Below are 22,341 nucleotides of genomic sequence, written 5' to 3'. Positions count from 1 at the left end.
AAACAATAAATAATGAACGTAACTGATTATACTTACTTAATGAACAAACCCGATGCTATTACAGAAAAGCAAACGGATGCATTAGGAGGTGTCTTGAATGAATTTCCGTATTTTCAAAGTGCACGTGCATTGCGATTAAAAGGACTTTATGATCAAAACAGCTTTAAGTATAATTATGCTCTAAAAGTAACAGCGGCTCATACTTGTGATCGTTCGGTTTTGTTTGATTTTATAACATCAGAAACATTTACTTCTATACAAAGTGAATATTACGACCAAAAGCTGAAACATCTTTTGAATATTACTGTTTTTGACAGTGAAATAATCTCGGCTGAACAAAGCAAAAAAACCCCGGAAGTACGAATTGATCCAATTGAAAAATCAATTTTAAATTCTATTAAAGAAGCTACATCTGTTACTTTTGAAAAACCCGTAATCATTGAGGAGCCAACTTTAGATTCTTTTAAAGAAGTAACAACAACTTTTGAAGAACCTATAAAAACAGCAGAACCTATAATTGAATCTATTAGCGAGCAAGCAATTTTGGACTCTTTTAAAGACGTTTCAACCCTAACTTTTGAAAAAGCTATTAAAACAGAAGAACCTAAAATTGAGCTGATTGATGAGCAAGCAATTCTAGATTCTTTTAAAGAAGTTCCAAACATAACATTTGAAGAACCTGTAAAAACAGAGGAACCTATAGTTGAAGCAATTAGCGAGCAAGCAATTTTAGATTCTTTTAAAGAAGTTACAACAACTTTTGAAGAATCTACAGAAACTGAAGAACCTAAAATTGACTCTATAATTGAGCAACCTGTTTTAACTTCTAATATAGAAGAAACAAACATAACTTTTGAAGAATCTGCAGAAACTGACGAACCAAAAATTGACTTTATAGTTGAGCAAGCTGTTTTAACTTCTGATATAGAAGAAACAAACATAACTCTTGAAGAACCTGCAAAAATCGAGGAACAAAAAGTTGAGTCTATTATCGAACAGCCTGTTAAAATAGCAACTTCGACCTTTTTTGACGAAACAGTTGATGATGAAATTCCAGAAGTACAAATTGATCCAATTGAAGAATCAGTTTTAAATTCTACCACAGAAGCTTCACCTACAGTTTTTGAAAAAGCAGCAGAAATTGAAGAACCTAAAGAAATTGAAATTCCAGAAACTGTAAAAAATGCAGAAGAGAATCTGGAAATAGGAAAACCGTTGGATTTTTCGGTTAATGAAAAACACTCTTTTCAGGAATGGCTGCAATTAGCAAAAACTGAGCCTATTGACAGAACAGAAGAAACTCAGGAAAAAGTAACTCCACAAGAAGAAGAAAAAAAAACGGAAGAGCCAACTGAAATAAAAGCTGACGACGAAGAACTGGACGAAGAGAAGAAGAAAAAGGCAGAAATAATCGATAAATTCATTGAAACGAACCCGAAAATTTCGCCTATAAAGCAAACTGCAATAACTCCGGCAGTACAATTCAACATAAATCAAGAGGATAATTCGTATCTAATGACAGAGACTTTGGCGAGAGTTTATCTGGAACAAAAAAAATATACAAAAGCAATACAAGCATATGAAATATTAATTTTGAAATATCCAGAAAAAATTAGTTTCTTTGCAGACCGTATTTCGGATATAAAGATTTTACAACAAAATAACAATAATAATTAAGCAATGAGCACATTTTCAATTTTTTTAGTTTTAATCACAATAGTTTGTTTTCTATTGATCGTAGTAATCATGGTTCAAAACCCTAAAGGAGGCGGATTATCGTCTACTATCAGCGGAACTCAAATGTTAGGTGGAGTACAAAAAACAACAGACTTTTTAGATAAAAGTACTTGGACACTAGCAACTATTTTGATTGCTTTAATTTTGCTTTCAAGCTTAAGCTTTTCAGGATCATTAAGCGATACTGATTCTAAAATCATTGAAAAAACTGAAGCTCCTGCTAATACGCCAGCTGCTCCAGTTCAACAAACACCTGCTCCGGCAACTCCTGCAGCAAAATAATAATTTTGAAATAAATATAAAATGCCAGCCTGTCAAAGCTGGCATTTTTTTTAAGAAATAATGTCAGTTTTAAGAGCATGGCACAATTTCTGAAATCCAATAGAACATATAAATCGTATAACTTATAATAAATATAAAATATAAAATCATGGCCTTAAACATTAAACCGCTTTCAGATCGCGTACTTATTGAGCCTGTTGCAGCTGAAACAAAAACTGCCTCAGGTATTTTTATTCCGGATACTGCCAAAGAAAAACCACAAAAAGGAACTGTTGTAGCTGTTGGTAATGGATCTAAAGATCACACTATGACTGTAAAAGTTGGTGATACTGTACTTTATGGTAAATATGCAGGAACAGAATTAAAACTTGAAGGAACTGATTATTTGATTATGCGTGAGGACGATATCCTTGCGATTATCTAAAATTGCCTTAAGCTATAAGCTGTAGGCTTTAGGCTCTAACAAAAAGCTTAAAGCGTATTGCCTAAAGCCTAATGCAAAACAAATGAGAGATTTTAAAAAATATGATATTTGGTCGTTAAGTCATTCTTTTACTTTAGAAATCTACAAAATGACTTCTTTATTTCCTAAAGAAGAATTATATGGATTGACAAGTCAGATTAGAAGAGCATCTGCATCAATTCCCACTAATATTAGTGAAGGATGTGGAAGAAATAGCGACAAAGAATTTAATCAATTTCTCAACATAGCTTTGGGTTCTGCCAATGAAACAGAATATCTTTTAATTTTAGCTAAAGATTTGCAATATCTGAATAATGAAATTGCAGAAAATCAGATACAGAAAATTAACAGTATAAAAAGCAAAATTTACAAATTAAAACAAAAATTAATTCAGCAGTAGAAAGCATAAAGCTTAAAGCCTACTGCCTAAAGCACATCGAAAATGGCAAAAGATATAAAATTTGATATTGAAGCACGTGACGGATTAAAACGTGGTGTTGATGCATTAGCAAATGCTGTAAAAGTAACTCTTGGACCAAAAGGTCGTAATGTAATTATTGGAAAATCATTTGGTGGACCAACGGTTACTAAAGATGGTGTTTCTGTTGCAAAAGAAATCGAATTAAAAGACCCATTAGAAAATATGGGCGCGCAAATGGTTAAAGAAGTAGCTTCTAAAACTAATGATTTAGCGGGTGACGGAACTACAACTGCTACAGTTTTAGCTCAGGCAATCGTAAAAGAAGGTTTAAAAAACGTTGCTGCAGGAGCAAATCCAATGGATTTGAAACGTGGTATCGATAAAGCTGTTGAAGCTATCGTTGCTGACCTTGCAAAACAAGCTAAAGTTGTTGGAAGCGATTCTGATAAAATCAAACAAATTGCTTCTATCTCTGCAAATAATGACGAAGTTATTGGTGAATTAATCGCTACTGCTTTTGCAAAAGTTGGAAAAGAAGGTGTTATTACTGTTGAAGAAGCTAAAGGAACTGACACTTTTGTGGATGTTGTTGAAGGTATGCAGTTTGACAGAGGATATCTTTCTCCCTACTTCGTAACAAATCCAGAGAAAATGGAAGTTGAATTAGACTCTCCATACATCTTATTATACGACAAAAAAGTATCTTCTTTAAAAGAATTACTTCCAGTTTTAGAGCCAGTTGCTCAATCAGGAAAACCATTATTGATTATTGCTGAAGATGTTGACGGAGAAGCTCTTTCGACTCTTGTAGTAAACAAATTAAGAGGTGCTCTTAAAATTGCTGCTGTAAAAGCTCCAGGTTTTGGAGACAGAAGAAAAGCAATGTTAGAAGATATTGCAATCTTAACTGGTGGAACTGTAATTTCTGAAGAAAGAGGTTATACATTAGAAAACACAACTATCGAAATGTTAGGAACTGCAAAAAGAGTTTCTATCGATAAAGACAACACTACAATTGTAAGTGGTGCTGGTGAAGCTGATATCATCAAAAACAGAGTAAACCAAATTAAAGGTCAGATGGAAACTACTACATCTGATTATGATAAAGAAAAATTGCAAGAGCGTTTAGCTAAATTAGCTGGTGGTGTTGCTGTTCTTTATGTTGGTGCTGCATCTGAGGTTGAAATGAAAGAGAAAAAAGACAGAGTTGACGATGCTTTACACGCTACTCGTGCTGCTGTTGAAGAAGGAATTGTTGCTGGTGGTGGTGTTGCTTTATTAAGAGCAAAAGCTGTATTAGCAGGAATTAAAGCTGACAACGCTGATGAAGCAACAGGAATTCAGATTGTATCTCGTGCTGTTGAATCTCCATTAAGAACTATTGTTGAAAATGCAGGTCTTGAAGGTTCTGTAGTTGTAGCAAAAGTTGCTGAAGGTTCTGGTGATTTTGGATATAATGCTAAAACTGACGAATATGTAGATATGCTTAAAGCTGGAATTATTGATCCTAAAAAAGTAACTCGTGTAGCATTAGAAAATGCTGCTTCTGTTGCGGGAATGATTTTAACTACAGAATGTGCATTAATTGATATTAAAGAAGAAAGCGCTGGCGGAATGCCAATGGGTGGCGGTATGCCAGGAATGATGTAATCATTCTTTTCTTAAAATTTAAAACGCCGGATATTAATCCGGCGTTTTTTTTGCCACGAATTTCATTCTTTCTTTGCAAACTTTTCTTTAGTTTAACATTCTCTTTTTCATTAAAAAATCGTTTATCAGTAAATTTGCAGTTCTATTAAAATTGCAAAATGAGAAAATTTACAACTCACCTATTACTTTTTACATTCTTACTCCTTACCTCTTTTTCCTATTCTCAATCTAATAAAGACAATTATGTTGTTTTAGTTTCTATGGATGGATTTCGTTGGGATTATGCGAAACATTTCAAACTTCAAAATCTTGATAAAATAGCAAAAGAAGGCGTTCATGCCAAATCTATGCGTCCTTCTTATCCAAGTAAAACATTTCCGAATCATTATGCGATCGTAACCGGACTTTATCCGGATCATCATGGTATCATCAACAATGTTTTTTATGACTCAGCTTTAAACGAATCTTTTTCATTATCCACAAATGCTAAAAATGATTCTCGTTTTTATGGCGGAAATCCAATTTGGAATGTTGCGGAACAACAAGGTGTCAAAGCAGCTTCTTTCTTTTGGCCAGGATCTGATACGGATAAAAAAAGACCAGGAATTTACAAAAACTACGATGCTAAAATTCCATATGAAACCAGAATCGATACTGTTATAAAATGGCTTCAGCTTCCTGAAAAACAACGACCTCATTTAATCACTTTATACTTTGATGAACCTGATCATACCGGACATACTTTTGGACCTCTTTCAAAAGAAAATGAAAAAATGGTTCACAAAATGGATACAATTATGGGACAATTGTCTTCTAAACTGGATCAATTGTCCATCGGAAAACAAATTAATTTAATTATCGTTTCAGATCATGGAATGACTGATATAAGTAACGATAAAAAAGTAGTTATTCTGGATTATTTAAAACCGGAATGGTTGGGATACAAAGCTGTTATTAACCCCATTATGAGCCTTCAGGCAAAACCGGGATATCAGGATTCTATCGCAAAAGCTTTGAAAAAAGTGCCTCATATCAAATTCTGGAAATCAAGTGAAGTTCCTAAAAGATTTCATTATGGTACAAATCCAAGAGTTCATGATTTTGTTATTGAAGCTAAAAAAGGATATAGTTTGGCAAGCAACAAAACTCAAGATACAAAAGGCGGAACTCATGGTTATGACAACAGAACAAAAGATATGCAGGCTATTTTCTATGCAAAAGGTCCGGCATTCAAAGTAAATAAAGAAGTTGGTTCATTTCAAAACGTTTCGGTTTATCCTCTAATTGCTCATATTTTAGGTTTGCAAATTGATGAAGTAGATGGAAAGTTTAGTGAAGTAAAAAACATGCTGAAGAATTAGAGAATATATCAATTAGAAAATTATATTAAAGTGAAAAGCGCCAAATAGAGAGTTCTATTTGGCGCTTTTTTTATCCTTTAACTAAAAGCACAACATTCTGAAAATAAAACATTTAAAACATAAAAGTATTTTATTTAACTTTAAGGATATTCCAAAGTTGTTTTTATTCGCAAACTAAAAATCCGCCAAATGAAAAAAATACTTAGCCTTATATTTCTGTTTACTTTAATAAGTTGTAAAAAAGAAGTTGCCAATCCTGCTGATTCGATTTATTTTGGAGGCGATATTATAACTATGGAAGGTAATAAGCCAAATTATGCAGAAGCCGTTGCAATCAAAGAAGGCAAAATTATTTTCGTTGGATCAAAAACCAAAGCTGAAAAATTTCATGGTGATAAAACTCAAATGAATGATTTGCAAGGAAAAACATTACTTCCCGGATTTATAGATGCTCACGGTCATGTATGGAATGCTGGTTTTCAGGCTGTATCTGCAAATTTACTTCCGGCTCCAGATGGAACTGGAAACGATATTCCGACACTTATTTCTTTATTAAAAGAATGGAATATTAAGAACCCAAAAGCCGTTGGAAAATATGGTTGGATTGTTGGTTTTGGCTATGATGATGCACAACTAAAAGAAAAACTTCCACCAACTGCTGATGATCTCGATAAAGTCTCGACAACCGTTCCGGTTTTAATTATTCATCAATCTGGTCATTTGGCTGTTATGAATCATAAAGCTTTAGAATTTGCCGGATATAATGCAAACACAAAAGATCCTGCAGGCGGTGTAATCCGAAGAAAAGAAGGCTCTCAGGAACCAAACGGAGTTCTGGAAGAAATGGCAATGTTTATTCCGTTATTCAAGATTATGGGAACTCTCGATCAGACTGCAAACGTAAAAATTGCAGAAGCAGGAATTGCAGCTTACACGAAATTTGGTTTTACAACAGCGCAAGAAGGTCGTGCAAGTAGCGATGCTTGTAATACGTGGAAGAAATTAGCCGATGAAGGAAAACTTTCTATTGACGTTGCTGCTTATCCAGATATTCAGACCCAAATGGCATATATGAAAACTAATGGTGTTCAAAAAAATTACACAAATCATTTTAGAATTGCGGGTGTAAAACTTTCGCTTGACGGCTCGCCACAAGGTAAAACGGCTTGGCTTACAAAACCATACAAAGTTCCGCCTCCCGGAAAACCAAATACTTATGCGGGTTATCCAGCTTTTTCAAAAGAAAACGATGCTATCGCTCTTGTTGATTCTGCATATGCTAATAATTGGCAAATTTTAGCCCATTGCAATGGGGATGCCGCAATCGATGAATTTATAAAAGCGGTAAGAACTGCTACCAATTTATACGGATCAAAAGACAGAAGAACTGTTGCTATACATGCGCAAACAGCTCGCTTTGATCAACTTGATTCTATGAAAGTTTTAAAAATTATACCATCTTTTTTCGGGATGCATACTTATTATTGGGGCGATTGGCATCGAGATGAAACTTTAGGAAAAGAAAGAGCTTATCGCATTTCGCCAGCCGCTACGGCATTAAAAAAAGGAATTATTTTTACAGAACATCATGATGCTCCAGTTGCACTTCCAAACAGTATTATGATATTATATATATTCTACAGTAAACAGAATCAGCAGATCTGGTGATGTAATTGGTCCTGACGAAAGAATTAGTCCTTATGATGCTTTACGATCTATAACAATTTGGGCAGCTTATCAATATTTTGAAGAGAATTCCAAAGGTTCAATCAAAGAAGATAAACTAGCTGATTTTGTTATTTTGGATAATAATCCTTTAAAAGTTGATCCAAAGAAAATTATAGATATTAAAGTTTTGGAAACTATTAAAGAAGGGAAAACTGTGTTTAAATTTGCTAATTAGAAAATGTGTCAATTAGATAATTTTATAGATAGCGCATAATCATTATCTAATTATCTAATTGACACATTTTCTAATTTAAGAAACGACCTTATACGTTGGATCTTCAATAATATTTACTTTGATAACGGCTTCTGCATTTTTAAGCAATTCCCGACAATCGGGGCTTAAATGCTGTAACTCGATTACTTTATCAAGTTGATTGTATTTCTTAGTTAAATTATTGAGTGCTTCAATCGCTGACATATCGGATACACGGCTTTCTTTAAAGTCAATAATTACGTGATTTGGATCGTTTGCTACATCAAACTTTTCTACAAAAGCCGATATTGAACCAAAAAATAATGGGCCATAAATTTCATAATGTTTCACTCCTTCTGCATCAATAAAATGTTTAGCACGAATTCTTTTGGCACTTTCCCAAGCAAAAACCAGCGCTGAAACAATTACTCCAATCAAAACCGCCAAAGCTAAATTGTGCAATAAAATTGTAATCACGGCAACCATAATTCCAACAAAAATATCATGTTTAGGCATCTTGTTTATGATTCTGAAACTTGCCCATTCAAAAGTTGTAATTGCAACCATCATCATCACACCAACCAAAGCTGCCATTGGTAATTTTCCGATTATTGGCGCTCCAAAAAGTATGATTAATAAAATGGTCAAAGAAGCAATTATTCCCGAAAGTCGAGCTCTAGAACCAGCAGAAAGATTCACAAGAGTCTGAGCAATCATTGGACATCCGCCCATTCCAAAAAAGAAACCATTTAATATATTTGAACTTCCCTGAGCGATACATTCTCTGTTACTATTACCTCGGGTTCCGGTAATTTCGTCAACTAGATTCAGCGTAAGCAAACCTTCGGTTAAGCCAACAGCGGCAACAATTACCGAATAGGGAAAAATTACTTTTAAAGTCTCAAAAGAAAGTGGAATATTAGGGATATGAAACGGAGGAAATCCGCCTTGAACTGAGGCAATATCTTCAACCGTTTTGGTTTCAATATTAAATACAAGTACGATTGCAAAAACAACTAAAATTGCTACCAAAGAAGCTGGAACTGTTTTAGTTAATTTTGGAAAAAGCAACACAATCGCAATCGTCAAAGCAACTAAACCCAACATAATATACAAAGGAGTTCCTTGCAGCCAGGAAACCTGACCATTAATTACCGTTTTAAACTGTTCTAATTGCGACATAAAAATCACAACTGCCAAACCGTTTACAAAACCAAACATAACAGGTTGAGGAACTAATCGAATAAATTTTCCGAGTTTAAAAAGTCCAATACAAATTTGCACCACACCACCGAGCGCAACGGCCGCAAAAACATATTCAATTCCGTGAGATTTCATTAAAGCTATTAAAACAATAACTGTTGCTCCGGCTCCGCCTGAAATCATTCCGGGTCTTCCTCCAAAAATAGCGGTAACCAAACCAGCGATAAAAGCCGCATATAAACCAACAAGTGGTGGAAACCCAGCCAAAATAGCAAACGACAACGATTCAGGAATCATCGTCATAGCAACTGTCAAACCGGCTAAAATTTCATTTCTATAATTGACTTTTTGAGTAAAATCGAAGAGTTGGAAGGCTTTTTTCATAAGAGCACAAATTTAGAAAAATAATGCGCACAAACAGAACAAAGCATTCTATTACCAAAAAGGAATTCCAAAAACTTTAATTTATTTTAAAAACTGCTCTGCCAACAGTAAAAAACATGAAATAATAAAATTTATCATAATACAGTTATTCTAATTTTATACAAATATATCCTAGACGATTTACGTAATCAATTATGCTTTTAGGCTTTAGATTAACGCCTTCGACTCTTAGTATTTTATCACAATCTTCTAAATCGAAATTGATTTTATAATTGGGAAAATGGGTTTGAATAACAGTAATAATATAATTTTTATCTGCCTCTTTTTGAACATTTGTTTTAAAAACCTCAACAATCATAATTGCTAATTTTAATACTACTTAATTTAAAATCAAAAAATACTTTTAAAACGGATTATACGAAATCCCAAATCTAAAATAGCCTTGCGCATCTTCCTTTTGATCGTATACATACTTAGACGTTCGTTCACCCTTTTCTGTTACACGCGCACTCACAACATTATTAACACCGGCTTTAATTATTCCGATAAATTTTGGCGCAAAGCTGTATTCATATGTAATTCCGGACTTCAATTCGAGTTGATTCATTTCATAAATTCCTTTCAATTTTGAATTGTTTAAATTCAGGTAAAAACTTTCGGTATTTAATTCAGTTCCTAAGGAAATCCTTCCATTTTCTAACAATTCTCTTCTAAATAATAAACGCTGCGGAAGAATAAAATCGATATCCCACTTTGAGTTTTCGAACTTATGATTATAAGTCAAAAGTGGTGTAATTGGAATAATCGATGAAGGATCTAACATAGCCAGAACTCCAACAGTTAGCGTTGTATTAGCGGTTCTTTTCAGAACAATATTAGCGGTTGCAAAACCTTTTACACGCTGAAAATTATCCTGATTACCGTCAACTGTTGCAGTAGCATTGTAAATAATTGGTTTATGAAAAAGTGTCGAAACATAAGTTGCGCTTAAAGCCGCCGCAAAAAAATGGATTTCTTCTTTTTCTCTAGTATACGTCGTTGCTGAATTGTAATTATAAATATCTCCAAATTCATAGGTTTCATACTTATAACGAAGCGAACTTGTCAGAACAAACCGTTTAGATTTTGAAGAAAAGAAAGGTACATTAATGGCTGCTTTAAATCTATTATGACTTTCAATTCTTCCTCTTTCAAACCGATCTCCAAAAAGCTTAGAATCAAAATTGGTGGGACCTAATTGTTCGTATTGTACATCTAAAATTCGAGTGGTTGGAAATTTATCCGTTACAACTTTTACAACGGTTTTTATTGGAGCATCTTTTTCCTGAGCAACCGTTCGCATTGCTGCAAATACAAATAAAACACAAATGATGTTTGTTTTCATAAGCCAATAAATTTTTAGAGTTTGTTTTTGAAAAGAGGTTTAAATCTCGAGGCAAATGTAAACGTGAAGCCCTGATTATAAAAGCTTAATTATATAAATGGCGTATTATTTATATCAATGGCGTTTGTATAATTTTGGCACAGAAAAAAGCTAAAACTATACTATTTCGCTAATTTTGCCGTTATGACGATTCTCAAAATATATCAGAACTTTTTTCTTCGAAATCTCATCGTAAACGCATTGATAATTGCAGTCATTTTTGCCTGTGTGTATGATGAAATCAAATTAGACGGCCATGATTTGTCTTATATGATTAGTAAAATAGCAGTTGGTTATTTTCCTTGTATTATCTGGGTTACCATTTTTAATCTTTTTATCATTAAACCTTTCTTGTTTAAAAAAAAGATTAAAACATTCTTCACGCTCTTTGCGCTTTATTGGACTGCTTTTTACTTTTTTATGAATTGGTTTTTCCCTTTAGTTGGCTTGGGAAACTTTAAGACGTTACAAATATTATCGCTTATTATTAACGGAACATTTTTCTATTTTATTCATATCATGATCATGAAAAAAGTTTCGCAAACAGATAAGGATATTATGAATTATAAGTCCGAACTTTCTTTTTTAAAACAGCAGCTCAATCCTCATTTTTTGCTAAATGCAATGAATAATTTATATGGAGAATCTCTAACTGAGCCTGATAAATTGCCGGACAGAATTTTGAATCTTTCAGATATGCTTCGTTATCAAATTGAAGCCACTAAAAAAGATTATGTTCTGGTTGCCGAAGAAATTAATTTTGTTAAAAAATATATTGAATATTATACGTTCCGAAACGAAAGATTAAATGTGACTCAAAACTATGCAGGCGATTTTAACAGCATCAATATTCCGCCCTTATTCTTTTTACCTTTGGTAGAAAATGCTGTTAAGTTTTCGGGTGAAACTGCAGAACCCTTTATTCTTTTGGACTTAAAAGTAAAATCACGACATTTATCTTTTACTCTGAAAAATAATTATTTAGAATCAGGCTCCAGACTTTCGGGAACAGGAATTGGAATTGAAAACCTAAAGAGACGACTTGAAGTCTACGGTTTGAAACATGAACTGAGCTGCAAAAAAGAGAAAAATGCTTTTAGCGTAAAATTAAATATATGGGACTTACCTATCGTTGCCTGATCATTGACGACGAAACGCCTGCACACAAGGCGCTGGCTTCGCATATTGCAAAATGTGACGATCTGGAATATTCCGGAAGTGCCTTTAGTGGTATGGAAGCGGTAAAAATGCTCAACGAAAACAAATATGATATTATTTTCCTGGATATTAATATGCCTGTAATTTCAGGTATTGAATTAATGGAATTACAGCCCAATCGCCCCATAACTATTGTTACCACAGCCTATTCTGACTTTGCACTTTCGGCGTACCAAAATGATGCAATTGATTATTTACTAAAACCTATTTCGTTCGAAAAATTCTCTAAGGCGATAGAAAAAGCCAGAACCTTTTACTCGGGAAAAAGTCTTAAAAAAGAAAATACCGCTAGTGAAAGGTCTCTTTCATACCGTAGTAATGGTCAAATGATTGATACACTTTTGAGTGATATTTTCTATATCGAAAGTCTGGGTAATTACATGAAATTGTATAGCAAAAAATTAAAATCTCCTCAAATTATCTACGGTTCTCTCTCCAGCATTTCTGACGAGATTAACAGCACCAACTTTATTCAGGTACACCGATCTTATATTGTAAACGCGAACGAAATTTCTTCGAAAACTTTCAAAACACTTACACTTTCCAATGGAGAAATTATTCCCGTAGGAAGGAAATATCAGATTTTATTGGATAGCTTTTTTAAATAAATTTTAAATCTAATAAAAATCTCCTTAAGCAATATTCTCAAGTCCGCCCGGAAATGGCCTGTAAGCGTAATAATGTAAAACCTCCTCGATTGCTTTTTTTAGTGCTTCGTTTATGGGAAGTAAAGTCATTCCCATTTTGAAATCAATTTGTGCGAGCTTCATATAATAATCAGTAAAAATGGGTACATATTGTCCTTTATTAATTGATTCTTCACTTTTATTAAAGTTTTGCTTTTGCTCTTCTTTAATTATTGAGCAGGTGGCTAATCTTAGTTTTCCATATTTATCTGTATTCGCGGCATAACCAAAAAGACGGCATATTAATCCGCGATAACGATAATTACTGCAAGCTCCTTTATGATTTTCTAATACAGAAAGTGGTCGATATAAAAGACAGTTTTTAGTACTAGAATTGTTTAATTCTTCTAAAGTTTCTTCGGCTTTGCCATTTAAAAACAAATGAAACGCCCAAGGCAAAAATTCTAATGGAGAAGCGTCTATGTTTGGTTTAGAACAACATTTGCCACAACCAGCATTACAATACAAATGAGTTTCAGATTTAAATGCGGAAATTTCAATTTCAAGCCGCTCAAACAATTCTTCAACCAGCCGAACTTTCTGTTCTATTGCCATCTTTTTTTGGTAAGGTAGACTAATTGAAATTGCTCCTGCCAGAAGTGTAGTTTTATTGTGAATAGTTTATGTATTTATTCCACAAACAATAATTCATATGGTCATGCAAATGTTTCCTCTACTCCTCAAAAAATCCTACTAAAAAGCTCCAAAACAAAAGTTCCAATTTTCTAAAAGCTTATAATTCACAACTCCCATAAATCTTTTCTTCAAAAAAAACCTTTATCAAAACAATTTTTCCTACATAAATAATTATATTCGCAACGCCACTAATCGTTTAAAATAATTGTAAAAATGACCATTTTTAAGTTCCTATTTAGAAAATCAGATTTAGAATGCCCCAGATGTTTAGGAAAAACTTTCGTTGATTGGGATGATATAAAACGTTTAAACAGAGAACTAAAATGGACACCTGCGCCTTGTGCATATTGCCTTGGCACGGGAAGAGTTTCTAAAGAAATACTGTCAAATGTTCCTGTGGACTATACCTATCTTACTATAGATTTACCGGAATCAGAAATGGACAAAATAAAAGAAGGCAACGAAGAAACACTCGAAAAAGGGAGACAGCGCGATCTTTTTTTAGACAATCTGATAAAATATGCCGAGCATCATTACTCTAATAATAAGATGGATGCGGTAAGTATTGCCGATTTATATCTAAGCACTGAAGAGGAAAGTGCTTTGTTTTCACTGGAAAGAAAAAATCTAATCCAATTTATTGAAAAAGTAATTGAATTTAAAAAGACAAACTGAATTCAGTTAAATAATATCATTCTATTTGCTTCGTAAAGTTTTCATTTCAAAAATTACAAATACTTCAAAAACACGTATAAATACGCATTGTCAGAACTTTATTAAGTGGTAAAATTGCGCTAAATAATTTTACTTTTAAAAATATAGTTTTCCCTAAAGGGAAATTATAAAAAATGTAGTCATTTTTTTTGGGAACAATTAAAGTGAGATTTCTAATCGATCCTATCGATTAAAAGTCTCACTTTTTTTATCATAAAAGAATACAATTCAAATGAGTTGTGAAGAGTTTATCTTAAAATTCCGAAAGAGAAAAAAAACTCTAAAAAACTTTGTATATCTATACTTTCGAACTTTTAAAATAAGTAATTGCGCCAGTTGACCACAAGGTTAAGAATATCAAAACGGGCTGAAAAAATAAGCGTATCAATCGCGATAAATCTGTGTCGAGTCCCAGAGCGCTTGTGCCGTTTAAATACTGAGCAATATTTCCAGGGAAAACCAGCACGTAAAATACAGCGAGAAAAATACCAACTTTTACTTTATATCGCGTTAAAAACATAAGAGTTAGGCCAAGCACTAATTCTACAATTCCGGAAAGTATAACAACGAGATCTTTATCAACCGGAACCCAGTTAGGAACTTGCGCCTGAAAATCATTTCTCTGAAAAGTAAAGTGACCTATTGCTGCCGTAATCATAAAAATTCCCTATAGTATTCTAACGAATTTTTGCGTGTTTGTAGTTTCTATATTTTCCATTTCAGATAATGATTTGCTATGTAAAGAAAAATCTTTCATTCAAATTTAAAATAATTAACAATAGAACCTTTCTATAGTTTTTATATAATGATTATGTAATACCCATATAATTAAGCTTAAAAAAAACCTTGTATCTTTGAGCCTTAGTACCTCAGAACCTACAAAATATGACACGAGAACATTATATTCCCTTCAATAAGGAATTCTTACTCGAACAACAAATAAACACTTTCGCCGAAGACCAAGAAAAAGTTGATAATTTTAAAAAACTGTTTGATATTATCGAACATTATTTTCATTATGAAGCTTTTAATTTAAACCGAAATCTTAAGCAAAACTATGCTTTGTTTGATCCGGATTTGAGTTTAAAAGAGCGAAAAGGTTTTATAGGCAAAAGTGATTTTTCGGTTTTTAAGGAAACATTGCTTACGGTTTTAGAGCAGGGAAATTATATTCGTATTGATCAGGAAACTTTAAATAAAGCATTTCAGGATTCTGATTTGATTGGTTTAAAACTTTCGATCGATTTTAATGCTTTTCAGGATTATGAATTATACGTTCGCGGACATCATAAATCGAAAGAAAAAGTGAAGAAATATTTCTTTTGGAAGAAAGAAATTGAAATCGAATATTACGATCGTGTCATGATTTATTTGCATTATAATGACACTCATTTTTTAAAGCAAAACAAAGTCAAATTAGGTAAAATGCCTATCGAACCGGGATCTGTTGTTTTAAAAATCTTTAAGCGCGTTCCTAAAAATGATATTGAAACTATTTTTCCAAATGCAATTCCGAGAATGTCAACTACAGATAAATTACTGCTGTGGATTCCGGGGATTTTTGGTGGAATTTCATTGTTAAGTACAAAAGTAATTCCGGCTTTGATTAGTATGTATGACGCTTATGAGACAGGTGAAGCCATTGATTTATTAAACAGTAAAACGTCGCTGAATCAAGGTTTAATTGCGCTGGGAATTTTGTCCCTTTATTTATTTCGCCAATACAACAACTTTGTAAATAAGAAAATTAAATATTCTAAAATACTCTCCGACAGTCTTTATTTTAAGAATCTCGGAAACAATAGTGGTGCTTTTTATTCTCTTTTAAACTCTTCTGAAGAAGAAGTTCTTAAGGAAACTATTTTGGCTTATACCTTTTTATACAAAAGCAACAAACCTCTTACTGCAGAAGAATTGGACTCTCAAATTGAATCCTGGTTTGAAACAAAGCTGAAAACTAATCTTGATTTTAATGTAAAAAATGCGCTGGAAAAGTTAAAGAACATTGGACTTGGTATCGAAACCAATGAAAAATGGGAAGTTTTGCTGCTGGATCAGGCGTTAATTAAAATTGACGAATTATGGGATGGTGTTTTTAACTATAATCAACAACAGATTTTTTAATTTATTGAATTATCAGAATAAATCAAACTAACTAAAACTCTCCACACTTTTTGTCAACATAAAAGAAATTTTATTAGATTTACGTATACCTAAATCAAAACAAATGAGAACATTAGAACAATGGTTTGAAGAATATGCAGTAAGTCATCAAAATCCAAAAAACAAGGCGATTCATTACGTTTGTGTACCTGCAATCTTTTTTTCGATAGTTGGTTTATTAATGAGCATTCCAAGTGGTTTTATTGCTAACACTTTAAAACTAAATGCTCCTATTATCGAAAATTGGGCAGTTGTTGTTCTTCTTTTTGTTCTTGTTTTTTATATTCGATTATCGGTTTCAATGGCGATTAAAATTGCCATTTTCTCTGCAATTTGTCTGGTTATAAATTATTACATCGGACAGGTATTTCCGTTATGGATTTTTTCTATTGGAGTTTTTGTTATCGCCTGGATTGGTCAATTCTACGGACATAATATTGAGGGTAAAAAACCTTCTTTCTTAAAAGATCTTCAATTTTTAATGATTGGTCCGGCTTGGGTTGTAGAAAATTTGTTTTCCAGAAAATAAGCTTATCATGAAAGCAGAAAAAACAAGTAGAACAGCCCAATATATGGCTTTGTTTCGCGCCTTAGAAACAAAACGTGACGTAAATGATCGCTTATTTTCAGATCCTTATGCAATTGATTTTCTCGATTCTAAACTAAGATTTGCTACTCGCCTTTCTAAATTTGCTCCTGTAAAAAATTACATTCAAAATACGATTCAAAAAAAAATTCCCGGTGCTTTTTCTTCCGGAATTGCCAGAACTAAATATATCGATGATTTACTGCAAGATGCAATTCAAAATGGCATAAAACAAGTCCTGATTTTAGGTGCGGGATTTGATACCAGACCGCTTCGTCTTGATTTTCTAAAATCGATTCCTGTTATAGAAATTGATCATCCTAACACTTCAAATTTTAAAATACAAATCTATAAAAACAGTCTTGGTCAGCTTCCAGAAAACGTTCAGTTTCTCCAAATCGATTTCAACCAACAAAATCTGGATCAACTGGCGGTTCAGAACGATATCAATTTCAGCCTCCCAACTGCAGTAATTTGGGAAGGCGTTACCAATTATTTATCTGCAGATGCTGTTAAAAGCACTTTTGAATTTATTTCAAAATTTGCCAAAAACTCTATTGTCATTTTTACTTACGTACACAAAGAAATTCTCGAAAATCCGAAATCATTTTTAGGTGGCGAAAAATTATTAAAAGATCTTAATGAGCTGGAAGAACAATGGACATTTGGTTTCTTGCCCAATGAATTATCCGATTATTTAAATCAATTTGATATCAAACTAATAGAAGATTTAGGAGCTAATGAATATCGGGAAAGATTTCTTCCTAATCGATCTGAAAAAGGTTATGAATTTTACCGAACTGCTTTTGGAATAAAACAATAGTACTATCTTTTTTTAACATGAAACAACTATAACTTTATCACTATTAAACAAATAGATAAAGGAAATGAAGATAAATAACACAGAAATCGAAATTGAGCGCGATGATATTTTTACTTACAGAAGAATTAGGCGTGCAATTGGTTATTTAGGAATTAGCATGCCGATACTTTTGGTTGGTTTGTCTTTTGTTTCTTTTTTCAAAACACAACTTCAACCTTCTATAAGTCATTATTATTTCACGAATCTCAGAGAAATTTTTACTGGAACTCTATGTGCTATAGGTTTATTTTTGATTTGTTACAAAGGCACAAGCAATGCTTCGATCTGGAAAAACGATAATTTGCTTACTAATATTGCTGGAATTATGGCTATTTGTGTAGCATTAGTTCCAATGAATCCGGATGATTTTGCTGTTAAAATTTACACTCTGATTCCCTATCCTGCAAAATGGCTCGGATGGCTTCATTATAGTTTTGCAGCTTTGCTTTTTCTAATCATGGCTTTATTGTCAATTAACATTTTTACGATTGGTCAGAAAAACGAAATGAGAGATCCGAAAAGTATTCTCAATGAAAATAATATTTACAGGTTTTGCGGTTATTCGATACTTGTTTTTGTGGTTATGGTTCCTGTTTCTGAAACTTTAAAATTGTTTACTTATTCAACTTTAATTTTTGAGTCCCTTGCTCTTTTTTCTTTCGGAATTGCATGGCTGATAAAAGGACGCGCTCTTGGTGACAAAGGCATGATTGGTAAAAAATTATATCAGGAAAATAATTCTGTTGATACTCAAAAAGTTTTTGAAGAATAAATAGTTTTGCTGAAGTCTGATTTTTAATGGTATATTTTTTGGATAAAAAACAAATTAACTATTTAATTTACAAATAATTACCACCTTTAAAAATCTATTTATTATGAAAGTAACGTATTATGGGCATTCTTGTTTTTCTGTATTTGCCAATGGAAAACATATTCTCTTTGACCCTTTTATTACTGCAAACGAATTGGCAAAAGATGTTGATGTTGATACTATAAAAGCCGATTATATTCTGGTTTCACATGCACATTATGATCACATTTTAGACGTTGAAAGGATCGCAAAAAATACCGGAGCTAAAGTTCTCGGAAATTTTGAAATCTATAACTGGCTTCTTAAAAACGGGATCGAAAACGCACATCCTATTAATCCCGGAGGTAAATTTGACTTTGATTTTGGAACTGTAAAATGTGTAATTGCGCAACATCCAAGTAGCTTTATGGATGGCTCATATGGCGGAATTGCCTGCGGATTTGTACTAACCACTGTCGACGGAAATTTTTACTATAGCGGAGATACTGCTTTGACGCTCGATATGCAGCTTATCACGAAATTTACTAAACTTGATTTTGCCGTTCTCCCAATTGGCGATGGCTTAACTATGGGCATTGAAGAAGCTATTGAAGCTTCAAAACTTGTAGAGGTTGATAAAATCTTAGGTGTTCATTATGATACTTTTGGTTTTATTATCATGGATCATGAAAAGGCTCTGAACGCTTTTACAAAAGAAAATTTAAAACTGTTTTTACCCAAAATTGGTGAGACAATCGAATTGTAATTTTCTATATTTCGCTAAAAACATATTTACTTTAACGAAATAAAACAGAAAACAGAAAAGACAAATCAACTCATTATATGTAAAATCATAGATTCGTAAATATTTTTAGCGAAGGCATTAAAATTGTTTGTCTGAATTTATCATGAACCTAAAATTCAGAACAATGAAAACATTTACGTTCTCATTTATTTTTTTGATGCTAATTTTAAATTTATCCATTATGAATGCACAATCCATTAATGCCTTAAATTCGAAAACAGAATTTGCAGATGTTTCAGGGCGAAAAATTGCTTACCGTTCTATCGGTAAAGGAGATCCAATTATTTTGGTAAACCGGTTTAGAGGAACTCTTGATACTTGGGATCCATTATTTTTAGATCAGCTTGCGGAAAAATACAAAGTAATTACTTTTGATTATTCTGGAATTGGTTATTCTACCGGAACTTTAGCAACAGATCTAAAAGATGTTGCCAAAGATGTTAAAGATCTAGCCGATTTCCTTAAAATAAAAAAAACAATCATTATTGGTTGGTCTTATGGCGGATTAGTAGCACAAGTAGCGACTTTGCAATATTCGGATCTAATTACTCAAACTGTGTTATTAGGAACCGGACCTCCGGGTGAAAGAGTTGTTCCGCTTGAGCAAGCTTTTCTGGATGCTGCATTAAAACCTATAAATGATTTTAATGATGAAATTGTACTTTTCTTCGAACCTACTTCTGACGAAAGTAAAAAACAGGCTAAAGCATCGCATGACCGAATTGCGCAGCGATTAGATGTTTCTAAAATCCCTTCTACAATGGATGTTTTTCAACTTTATTTTCAAGGAAGCGCTGGTCTGACTGAAGACAAAGAAAACTTTAAAGGTAAACTCGAAAATACCAAAACTCCAATTCTAATTATTTCCGGAGATCATGATATTAGTTTTGCCGTTGAAAATTGGTATCCATTGACCCGAAAACTTTCTACAGCACAACTTATCGTACTTCCGCAAACAGGACATGCTCCACAACATCAACATGTAACATTAGTAGTTAATTATATTGATAATTTTCTTCAAAATAAATAAGACTTCTTATGAAAACAGATGCCTTAGCCCAGACAGCAACGACATCCTTTAATGGTGGTCCCGAAGCCTCGGGACGCCATTAAAGATATAGTGAATGGCTGGAAAAAGCTCCTGAATAAAAAAATGGAACAAAAAAGATGTACTCTTCTTTGTTCCATTTTGTTTTTTTAAATACACATTAAATTACAAGATCAAATAATCATTCCTTTTTGTAATAAAATTAGTTCTATATTAGTACTTTTTGATCCTAAACTTTAAGAAATGATATTAAAGATACTTTTGGAAAGCGCTGTGCCTGTTTTACTTCTTTTACCTCTAATTTTTATTTTTGCAAAGGATAAAAATCAAATTAAAACCATTGTACTTTTTGTATTAATCTTTATTTGTTATCAGATACTTTTAAAAATTCCATTAGAATATAAAGCGTTTCAGATCATAAATGGGAAAAGAAACTGGACTGGAAAACTATTTGGAATTTCTTTTGGCTTATTGACCTATTTATTATTGTATCAAAAACTAAAACCTTTTAATTTCTTACGTTTCAAACAAGATAAAAAGGCTTTGCTAAAAACAATTTTAGTCTCATCAATATTGATTTGTACTGCTTTTTTCTCTTACTTCGATACTCGTACAGATTTTAATATCGAGATTCTTGCTTTTCAATTGACAATGCCTGGAATTGATGAAGAAATTATGTTTAGAGGCATTCTTCTAGCGCTTTTATTAACTTGTTTACAAGACAAAATTAGAATTAAAGACAAAACTTTTGGTAATCCAAGCGTCTTAATCATAGGTATATTATTTGGTCTTGTACATGGATTTAGTGTAACAGATGGTCTTGAATTGAGGTTTGAATTTTATCCGTTTATATGGACGTCTGTGTCTGGTTATATTTTGAGCTGGATAACTATAGAGAGCAAAAGTATCTTACTTCCGATACTATCACACAACATGATTAATTTTATACAGACTTTAATGAAAATGATAAAATAAAAAAAGCAAAGGAGTACATTACATATTCCTTTGCTTTCTATTTTTATTCTAAAAAAAACTTTTCTATTACAATTTGTAATTTAACCCAACTTCAAAAGTATTGTTTGCATAAGCACCCAAACTACCAAAATATTTAGAGTATGCTAGAAAAACACCTAAATCATCAAGCGAAATTCCAAACGCTGTAGATACTGTTTTATTGGTATGATAAAAAGCTGATAAGTTCATCTTATAATCTGGAAAATTAAATCTTCCTCCCATATCTAAAATGTCTTTATGCCCTTTAATACCTCTATAAGCAACCAATGGCTCAATATTTAAGTTTTCATCCTCATTTGACAATAAGAACTTGTAACTCACGGCTGAATAAAAGGTCGAACGATCTGCATAATTTTTAATGCCATTATCATTTTCATAAAAAAGATTATGAAGTTTTGGTAATGATGCCTGAACAGTTAATAATCTGGTGGTATAAGCAATACCAAGATCTCCGTCAAAAATTGCACCTTCGTTATAATTCTGTAATGCAATATCATCCATACTTCCTACTACCTTATTGTAATCTATAGAAGAAAATTTTGCTCCTGCAGACAATCCAAAATGGATTTTTTGATCAACTCCTATTGGCAGGTGATATGCATAAGTCGCCATTATTCTTGTTCTATTGATTAAACCAGCTCTGTCACTATTAACATTTAATCCCAATCCGGTTCTGTTTCCAGAATTGTATTCGAAGGTTGCATTCATTAATATGGGATTCCCCGGAACTTCATCCCATTGTCTTTGGTAACCAATATTGAATTTCATTCCTTGTTCTAACCCTGCCATTGCAGGGTTGTTAATATATTGATTTTGAAAATACATGGACTCGTATTCTGTTAACTGCGCATGTGCGGAGTTTGTTCCTAATATAAGCAGGAACATAATTGCCTGTATATAGATTGCTCTCATTGATTTTATTTTCATTGTATTCATTTCTGTGTGGTTATCCTCTAACCATTTTACTATTCTTA

24 protein-coding genes are annotated in these 22,341 nt (G+C 32.7%); 18 read left to right on the top strand and 6 right to left on the bottom strand.

What is annotated here, in order from left to right:
* Positions 1-12 precede the first annotated feature (12 nt).
* The 8 genes from CLU81_RS17420 (at position 13) to CLU81_RS27245 (ending at position 7,817) form a co-directional block, all read left to right on the top strand.
* The gene (locus CLU81_RS17420) at positions 13-1,677 is read left to right on the top strand and encodes a tetratricopeptide repeat protein (RefSeq protein ID WP_099710972.1); all 1,665 of its coding nucleotides are present in this window, start codon (positions 13-15) and stop codon (positions 1,675-1,677) included.
* Positions 1,678-1,680: 3 nt separating this feature from the next.
* Positions 1,681-2,019: a preprotein translocase subunit SecG gene (secG, locus tag CLU81_RS17415; protein ID WP_099710971.1), complete on the top strand. Its 339-nt coding sequence runs from the start codon at positions 1,681-1,683 to the stop codon at positions 2,017-2,019.
* Between the two features lie 148 nt (positions 2,020-2,167).
* Positions 2,168-2,443, top strand: coding sequence for a co-chaperone GroES (gene groES, locus CLU81_RS17410; protein ID WP_012023920.1), 276 nt, complete (start codon positions 2,168-2,170; stop codon positions 2,441-2,443).
* 82 nt (positions 2,444-2,525) lie between these two features.
* Positions 2,526-2,882 (top strand): four helix bundle protein, encoded by a 357-nt coding sequence (locus tag CLU81_RS17405; RefSeq protein WP_099710970.1) that lies wholly within the window; start codon positions 2,526-2,528, stop codon positions 2,880-2,882.
* A 42-nt stretch (positions 2,883-2,924) separates the two neighbouring features.
* Positions 2,925-4,553 (top strand): chaperonin GroEL, encoded by a 1,629-nt coding sequence (gene groL / locus CLU81_RS17400; protein WP_099710969.1) that lies wholly within the window; start codon positions 2,925-2,927, stop codon positions 4,551-4,553.
* Between the two features lie 158 nt (positions 4,554-4,711).
* The gene (locus CLU81_RS17395) at positions 4,712-5,914 is read left to right on the top strand and encodes an ectonucleotide pyrophosphatase/phosphodiesterase (protein WP_099710968.1); all 1,203 of its coding nucleotides are present in this window, start codon (positions 4,712-4,714) and stop codon (positions 5,912-5,914) included.
* 189 nt (positions 5,915-6,103) lie between these two features.
* Positions 6,104-7,582, top strand: a complete 1,479-nt coding sequence (locus CLU81_RS17390) for an amidohydrolase (RefSeq protein WP_255410517.1) — start codon at positions 6,104-6,106, stop codon at positions 7,580-7,582.
* Entirely contained in the window at positions 7,545-7,817 is a 273-nt protein-coding gene (locus CLU81_RS27245; protein ID WP_369804818.1) for an amidohydrolase family protein, read from the top strand. The genes CLU81_RS17390 and CLU81_RS27245 overlap by 38 nt, the downstream gene beginning before the upstream one ends.
* Before the next feature lie 75 nt (positions 7,818-7,892).
* Here the strand turns inward: CLU81_RS27245 and CLU81_RS17385 are convergent, their stop codons facing one another.
* From CLU81_RS17385 to CLU81_RS17375, 3 genes are all read right to left on the bottom strand, one after another.
* Positions 7,893-9,422 carry a SulP family inorganic anion transporter gene (locus CLU81_RS17385; protein ID WP_099710967.1) on the bottom strand — a complete coding sequence of 510 codons (1,530 nt, stop codon included), beginning with the start codon at positions 9,420-9,422 and terminating at the stop codon, positions 7,893-7,895.
* A 145-nt stretch (positions 9,423-9,567) separates the two neighbouring features.
* Complete coding sequence (locus CLU81_RS17380; RefSeq protein WP_099710966.1) at positions 9,568-9,780, bottom strand: hypothetical protein; 213 nt, start codon at positions 9,778-9,780, stop codon at positions 9,568-9,570.
* Positions 9,781-9,825: 45 nt separating this feature from the next.
* Entirely contained in the window at positions 9,826-10,806 is a 981-nt protein-coding gene (locus tag CLU81_RS17375; RefSeq protein WP_099710965.1) for a DUF6268 family outer membrane beta-barrel protein, read from the bottom strand.
* Between the two features lie 663 nt (positions 10,807-11,469).
* Between CLU81_RS17375 and CLU81_RS27135 the strand changes: the two genes are divergently transcribed.
* On the top strand, positions 11,470-11,985 hold the full coding sequence (locus CLU81_RS27135; protein WP_233209729.1) for a sensor histidine kinase: 516 nt from the start codon (positions 11,470-11,472) through the stop codon (positions 11,983-11,985).
* The gene (locus CLU81_RS17365; RefSeq protein ID WP_099710963.1) at positions 11,961-12,671 is read left to right on the top strand and encodes a LytTR family DNA-binding domain-containing protein; all 711 of its coding nucleotides are present in this window, start codon (positions 11,961-11,963) and stop codon (positions 12,669-12,671) included. Before CLU81_RS27135 ends, CLU81_RS17365 begins: the two co-directional genes overlap by 25 nt.
* 24 nt (positions 12,672-12,695) lie before the next feature.
* Here CLU81_RS17365 and CLU81_RS17360 read toward each other — a convergent pair whose 3' ends face one another.
* Entirely contained in the window at positions 12,696-13,304 is a 609-nt protein-coding gene (locus CLU81_RS17360) for a YkgJ family cysteine cluster protein (RefSeq protein WP_099710962.1), read from the bottom strand.
* Positions 13,305-13,598: 294 nt separating this feature from the next.
* On the opposite strand from CLU81_RS17360, the gene CLU81_RS17355 reads away from it, so the two are divergent.
* Complete coding sequence (locus CLU81_RS17355; RefSeq protein WP_099710961.1) at positions 13,599-14,060, top strand: hypothetical protein; 462 nt, start codon at positions 13,599-13,601, stop codon at positions 14,058-14,060.
* A 337-nt stretch (positions 14,061-14,397) separates the two neighbouring features.
* Here the strand turns inward: CLU81_RS17355 and CLU81_RS17350 are convergent, their stop codons facing one another.
* Positions 14,398-14,757 carry a hypothetical protein gene (locus tag CLU81_RS17350; protein ID WP_099710960.1) on the bottom strand — a complete coding sequence of 120 codons (360 nt, stop codon included), beginning with the start codon at positions 14,755-14,757 and terminating at the stop codon, positions 14,398-14,400.
* 227 nt (positions 14,758-14,984) lie between these two features.
* Here CLU81_RS17350 and CLU81_RS17345 point away from each other — a divergent pair, with 227 nt between their 5' ends.
* The 7 genes from CLU81_RS17345 (at position 14,985) to CLU81_RS17315 (ending at position 21,328) form a co-directional block, all read left to right on the top strand.
* The gene (locus tag CLU81_RS17345; protein ID WP_099710959.1) at positions 14,985-16,223 is read left to right on the top strand and encodes a DUF3754 domain-containing protein; all 1,239 of its coding nucleotides are present in this window, start codon (positions 14,985-14,987) and stop codon (positions 16,221-16,223) included.
* Positions 16,224-16,326: 103 nt separating this feature from the next.
* Positions 16,327-16,791: a DUF962 domain-containing protein gene (locus CLU81_RS17340; RefSeq protein ID WP_099710958.1), complete on the top strand. Its 465-nt coding sequence runs from the start codon at positions 16,327-16,329 to the stop codon at positions 16,789-16,791.
* Between the two features lie 7 nt (positions 16,792-16,798).
* Positions 16,799-17,671: an SAM-dependent methyltransferase gene (locus tag CLU81_RS17335; RefSeq protein ID WP_099710957.1), complete on the top strand. Its 873-nt coding sequence runs from the start codon at positions 16,799-16,801 to the stop codon at positions 17,669-17,671.
* Between the two features lie 64 nt (positions 17,672-17,735).
* The gene (locus tag CLU81_RS17330) at positions 17,736-18,482 is read left to right on the top strand and encodes a hypothetical protein (RefSeq protein ID WP_099710956.1); all 747 of its coding nucleotides are present in this window, start codon (positions 17,736-17,738) and stop codon (positions 18,480-18,482) included.
* 103 nt (positions 18,483-18,585) lie between these two features.
* Entirely contained in the window at positions 18,586-19,266 is a 681-nt protein-coding gene (locus CLU81_RS17325; RefSeq protein WP_099710955.1) for a metal-dependent hydrolase, read from the top strand.
* A gap of 220 nt (positions 19,267-19,486) precedes the next feature.
* Positions 19,487-20,335, top strand: coding sequence for an alpha/beta fold hydrolase (locus tag CLU81_RS17320; protein WP_099710954.1), 849 nt, complete (start codon positions 19,487-19,489; stop codon positions 20,333-20,335).
* Positions 20,336-20,596: 261 nt separating this feature from the next.
* Complete coding sequence (locus CLU81_RS17315) at positions 20,597-21,328, top strand: CPBP family intramembrane glutamic endopeptidase (RefSeq protein ID WP_099710953.1); 732 nt, start codon at positions 20,597-20,599, stop codon at positions 21,326-21,328.
* A 66-nt stretch (positions 21,329-21,394) separates the two neighbouring features.
* Here the strand turns inward: CLU81_RS17315 and CLU81_RS17310 are convergent, their stop codons facing one another.
* Positions 21,395-22,294 carry a PorP/SprF family type IX secretion system membrane protein gene (locus tag CLU81_RS17310; RefSeq protein ID WP_158235345.1) on the bottom strand — a complete coding sequence of 300 codons (900 nt, stop codon included), beginning with the start codon at positions 22,292-22,294 and terminating at the stop codon, positions 21,395-21,397.
* Positions 22,295-22,341 lie beyond the last annotated feature (47 nt).

The organism is Flavobacterium sp. 9, assembly GCF_002754195.1.
Lineage (GTDB): Bacteria > Bacteroidota > Bacteroidia > Flavobacteriales > Flavobacteriaceae > Flavobacterium.
The sequence above is the reverse complement of the archived record's forward strand: the minus strand, read 5'-3'. Positions and strand labels throughout refer to the sequence as shown.

Coding starts and splice junctions, on each gene's coding strand:
- CLU81_RS17405 (WP_099710970.1), top strand. CDS start 2,526: ATGAGAGATTTTAAAAAATATGATATTTGGTCGTTAAGTCATTCTTTT.
- CLU81_RS17420 (WP_099710972.1), top strand. CDS start 13: ATGAACGTAACTGATTATACTTACTTAATGAACAAACCCGATGCTATT.
- CLU81_RS17375 (WP_099710965.1), bottom strand. CDS start 10,806: ATGAAAACAAACATCATTTGTGTTTTATTTGTATTTGCAGCAATGCGA.
- CLU81_RS27135 (WP_233209729.1), top strand. CDS start 11,470: ATGAATAATTTATATGGAGAATCTCTAACTGAGCCTGATAAATTGCCG.
- CLU81_RS17355 (WP_099710961.1), top strand. CDS start 13,599: ATGACCATTTTTAAGTTCCTATTTAGAAAATCAGATTTAGAATGCCCC.
- CLU81_RS17340 (WP_099710958.1), top strand. CDS start 16,327: ATGAGAACATTAGAACAATGGTTTGAAGAATATGCAGTAAGTCATCAA.
- CLU81_RS17335 (WP_099710957.1), top strand. CDS start 16,799: ATGAAAGCAGAAAAAACAAGTAGAACAGCCCAATATATGGCTTTGTTT.
- secG (WP_099710971.1), top strand. CDS start 1,681: ATGAGCACATTTTCAATTTTTTTAGTTTTAATCACAATAGTTTGTTTT.
- CLU81_RS17330 (WP_099710956.1), top strand. CDS start 17,736: ATGAAGATAAATAACACAGAAATCGAAATTGAGCGCGATGATATTTTT.
- CLU81_RS17345 (WP_099710959.1), top strand. CDS start 14,985: ATGACACGAGAACATTATATTCCCTTCAATAAGGAATTCTTACTCGAA.
- CLU81_RS17365 (WP_099710963.1), top strand. CDS start 11,961: ATGGGACTTACCTATCGTTGCCTGATCATTGACGACGAAACGCCTGCA.
- CLU81_RS17325 (WP_099710955.1), top strand. CDS start 18,586: ATGAAAGTAACGTATTATGGGCATTCTTGTTTTTCTGTATTTGCCAAT.
- CLU81_RS17360 (WP_099710962.1), bottom strand. CDS start 13,304: ATGGCAATAGAACAGAAAGTTCGGCTGGTTGAAGAATTGTTTGAGCGG.
- CLU81_RS17350 (WP_099710960.1), bottom strand. CDS start 14,757: ATGATTACGGCAGCAATAGGTCACTTTACTTTTCAGAGAAATGATTTT.
- CLU81_RS17395 (WP_099710968.1), top strand. CDS start 4,712: ATGAGAAAATTTACAACTCACCTATTACTTTTTACATTCTTACTCCTT.
- CLU81_RS17310 (WP_158235345.1), bottom strand. CDS start 22,294: ATGAAAATAAAATCAATGAGAGCAATCTATATACAGGCAATTATGTTC.
- groL (WP_099710969.1), top strand. CDS start 2,925: ATGGCAAAAGATATAAAATTTGATATTGAAGCACGTGACGGATTAAAA.
- CLU81_RS17315 (WP_099710953.1), top strand. CDS start 20,597: ATGATATTAAAGATACTTTTGGAAAGCGCTGTGCCTGTTTTACTTCTT.
- groES (WP_012023920.1), top strand. CDS start 2,168: ATGGCCTTAAACATTAAACCGCTTTCAGATCGCGTACTTATTGAGCCT.
- CLU81_RS17390 (WP_255410517.1), top strand. CDS start 6,104: ATGAAAAAAATACTTAGCCTTATATTTCTGTTTACTTTAATAAGTTGT.
- CLU81_RS17385 (WP_099710967.1), bottom strand. CDS start 9,422: ATGAAAAAAGCCTTCCAACTCTTCGATTTTACTCAAAAAGTCAATTAT.
- CLU81_RS17380 (WP_099710966.1), bottom strand. CDS start 9,780: ATGATTGTTGAGGTTTTTAAAACAAATGTTCAAAAAGAGGCAGATAAA.
- CLU81_RS17320 (WP_099710954.1), top strand. CDS start 19,487: ATGAATGCACAATCCATTAATGCCTTAAATTCGAAAACAGAATTTGCA.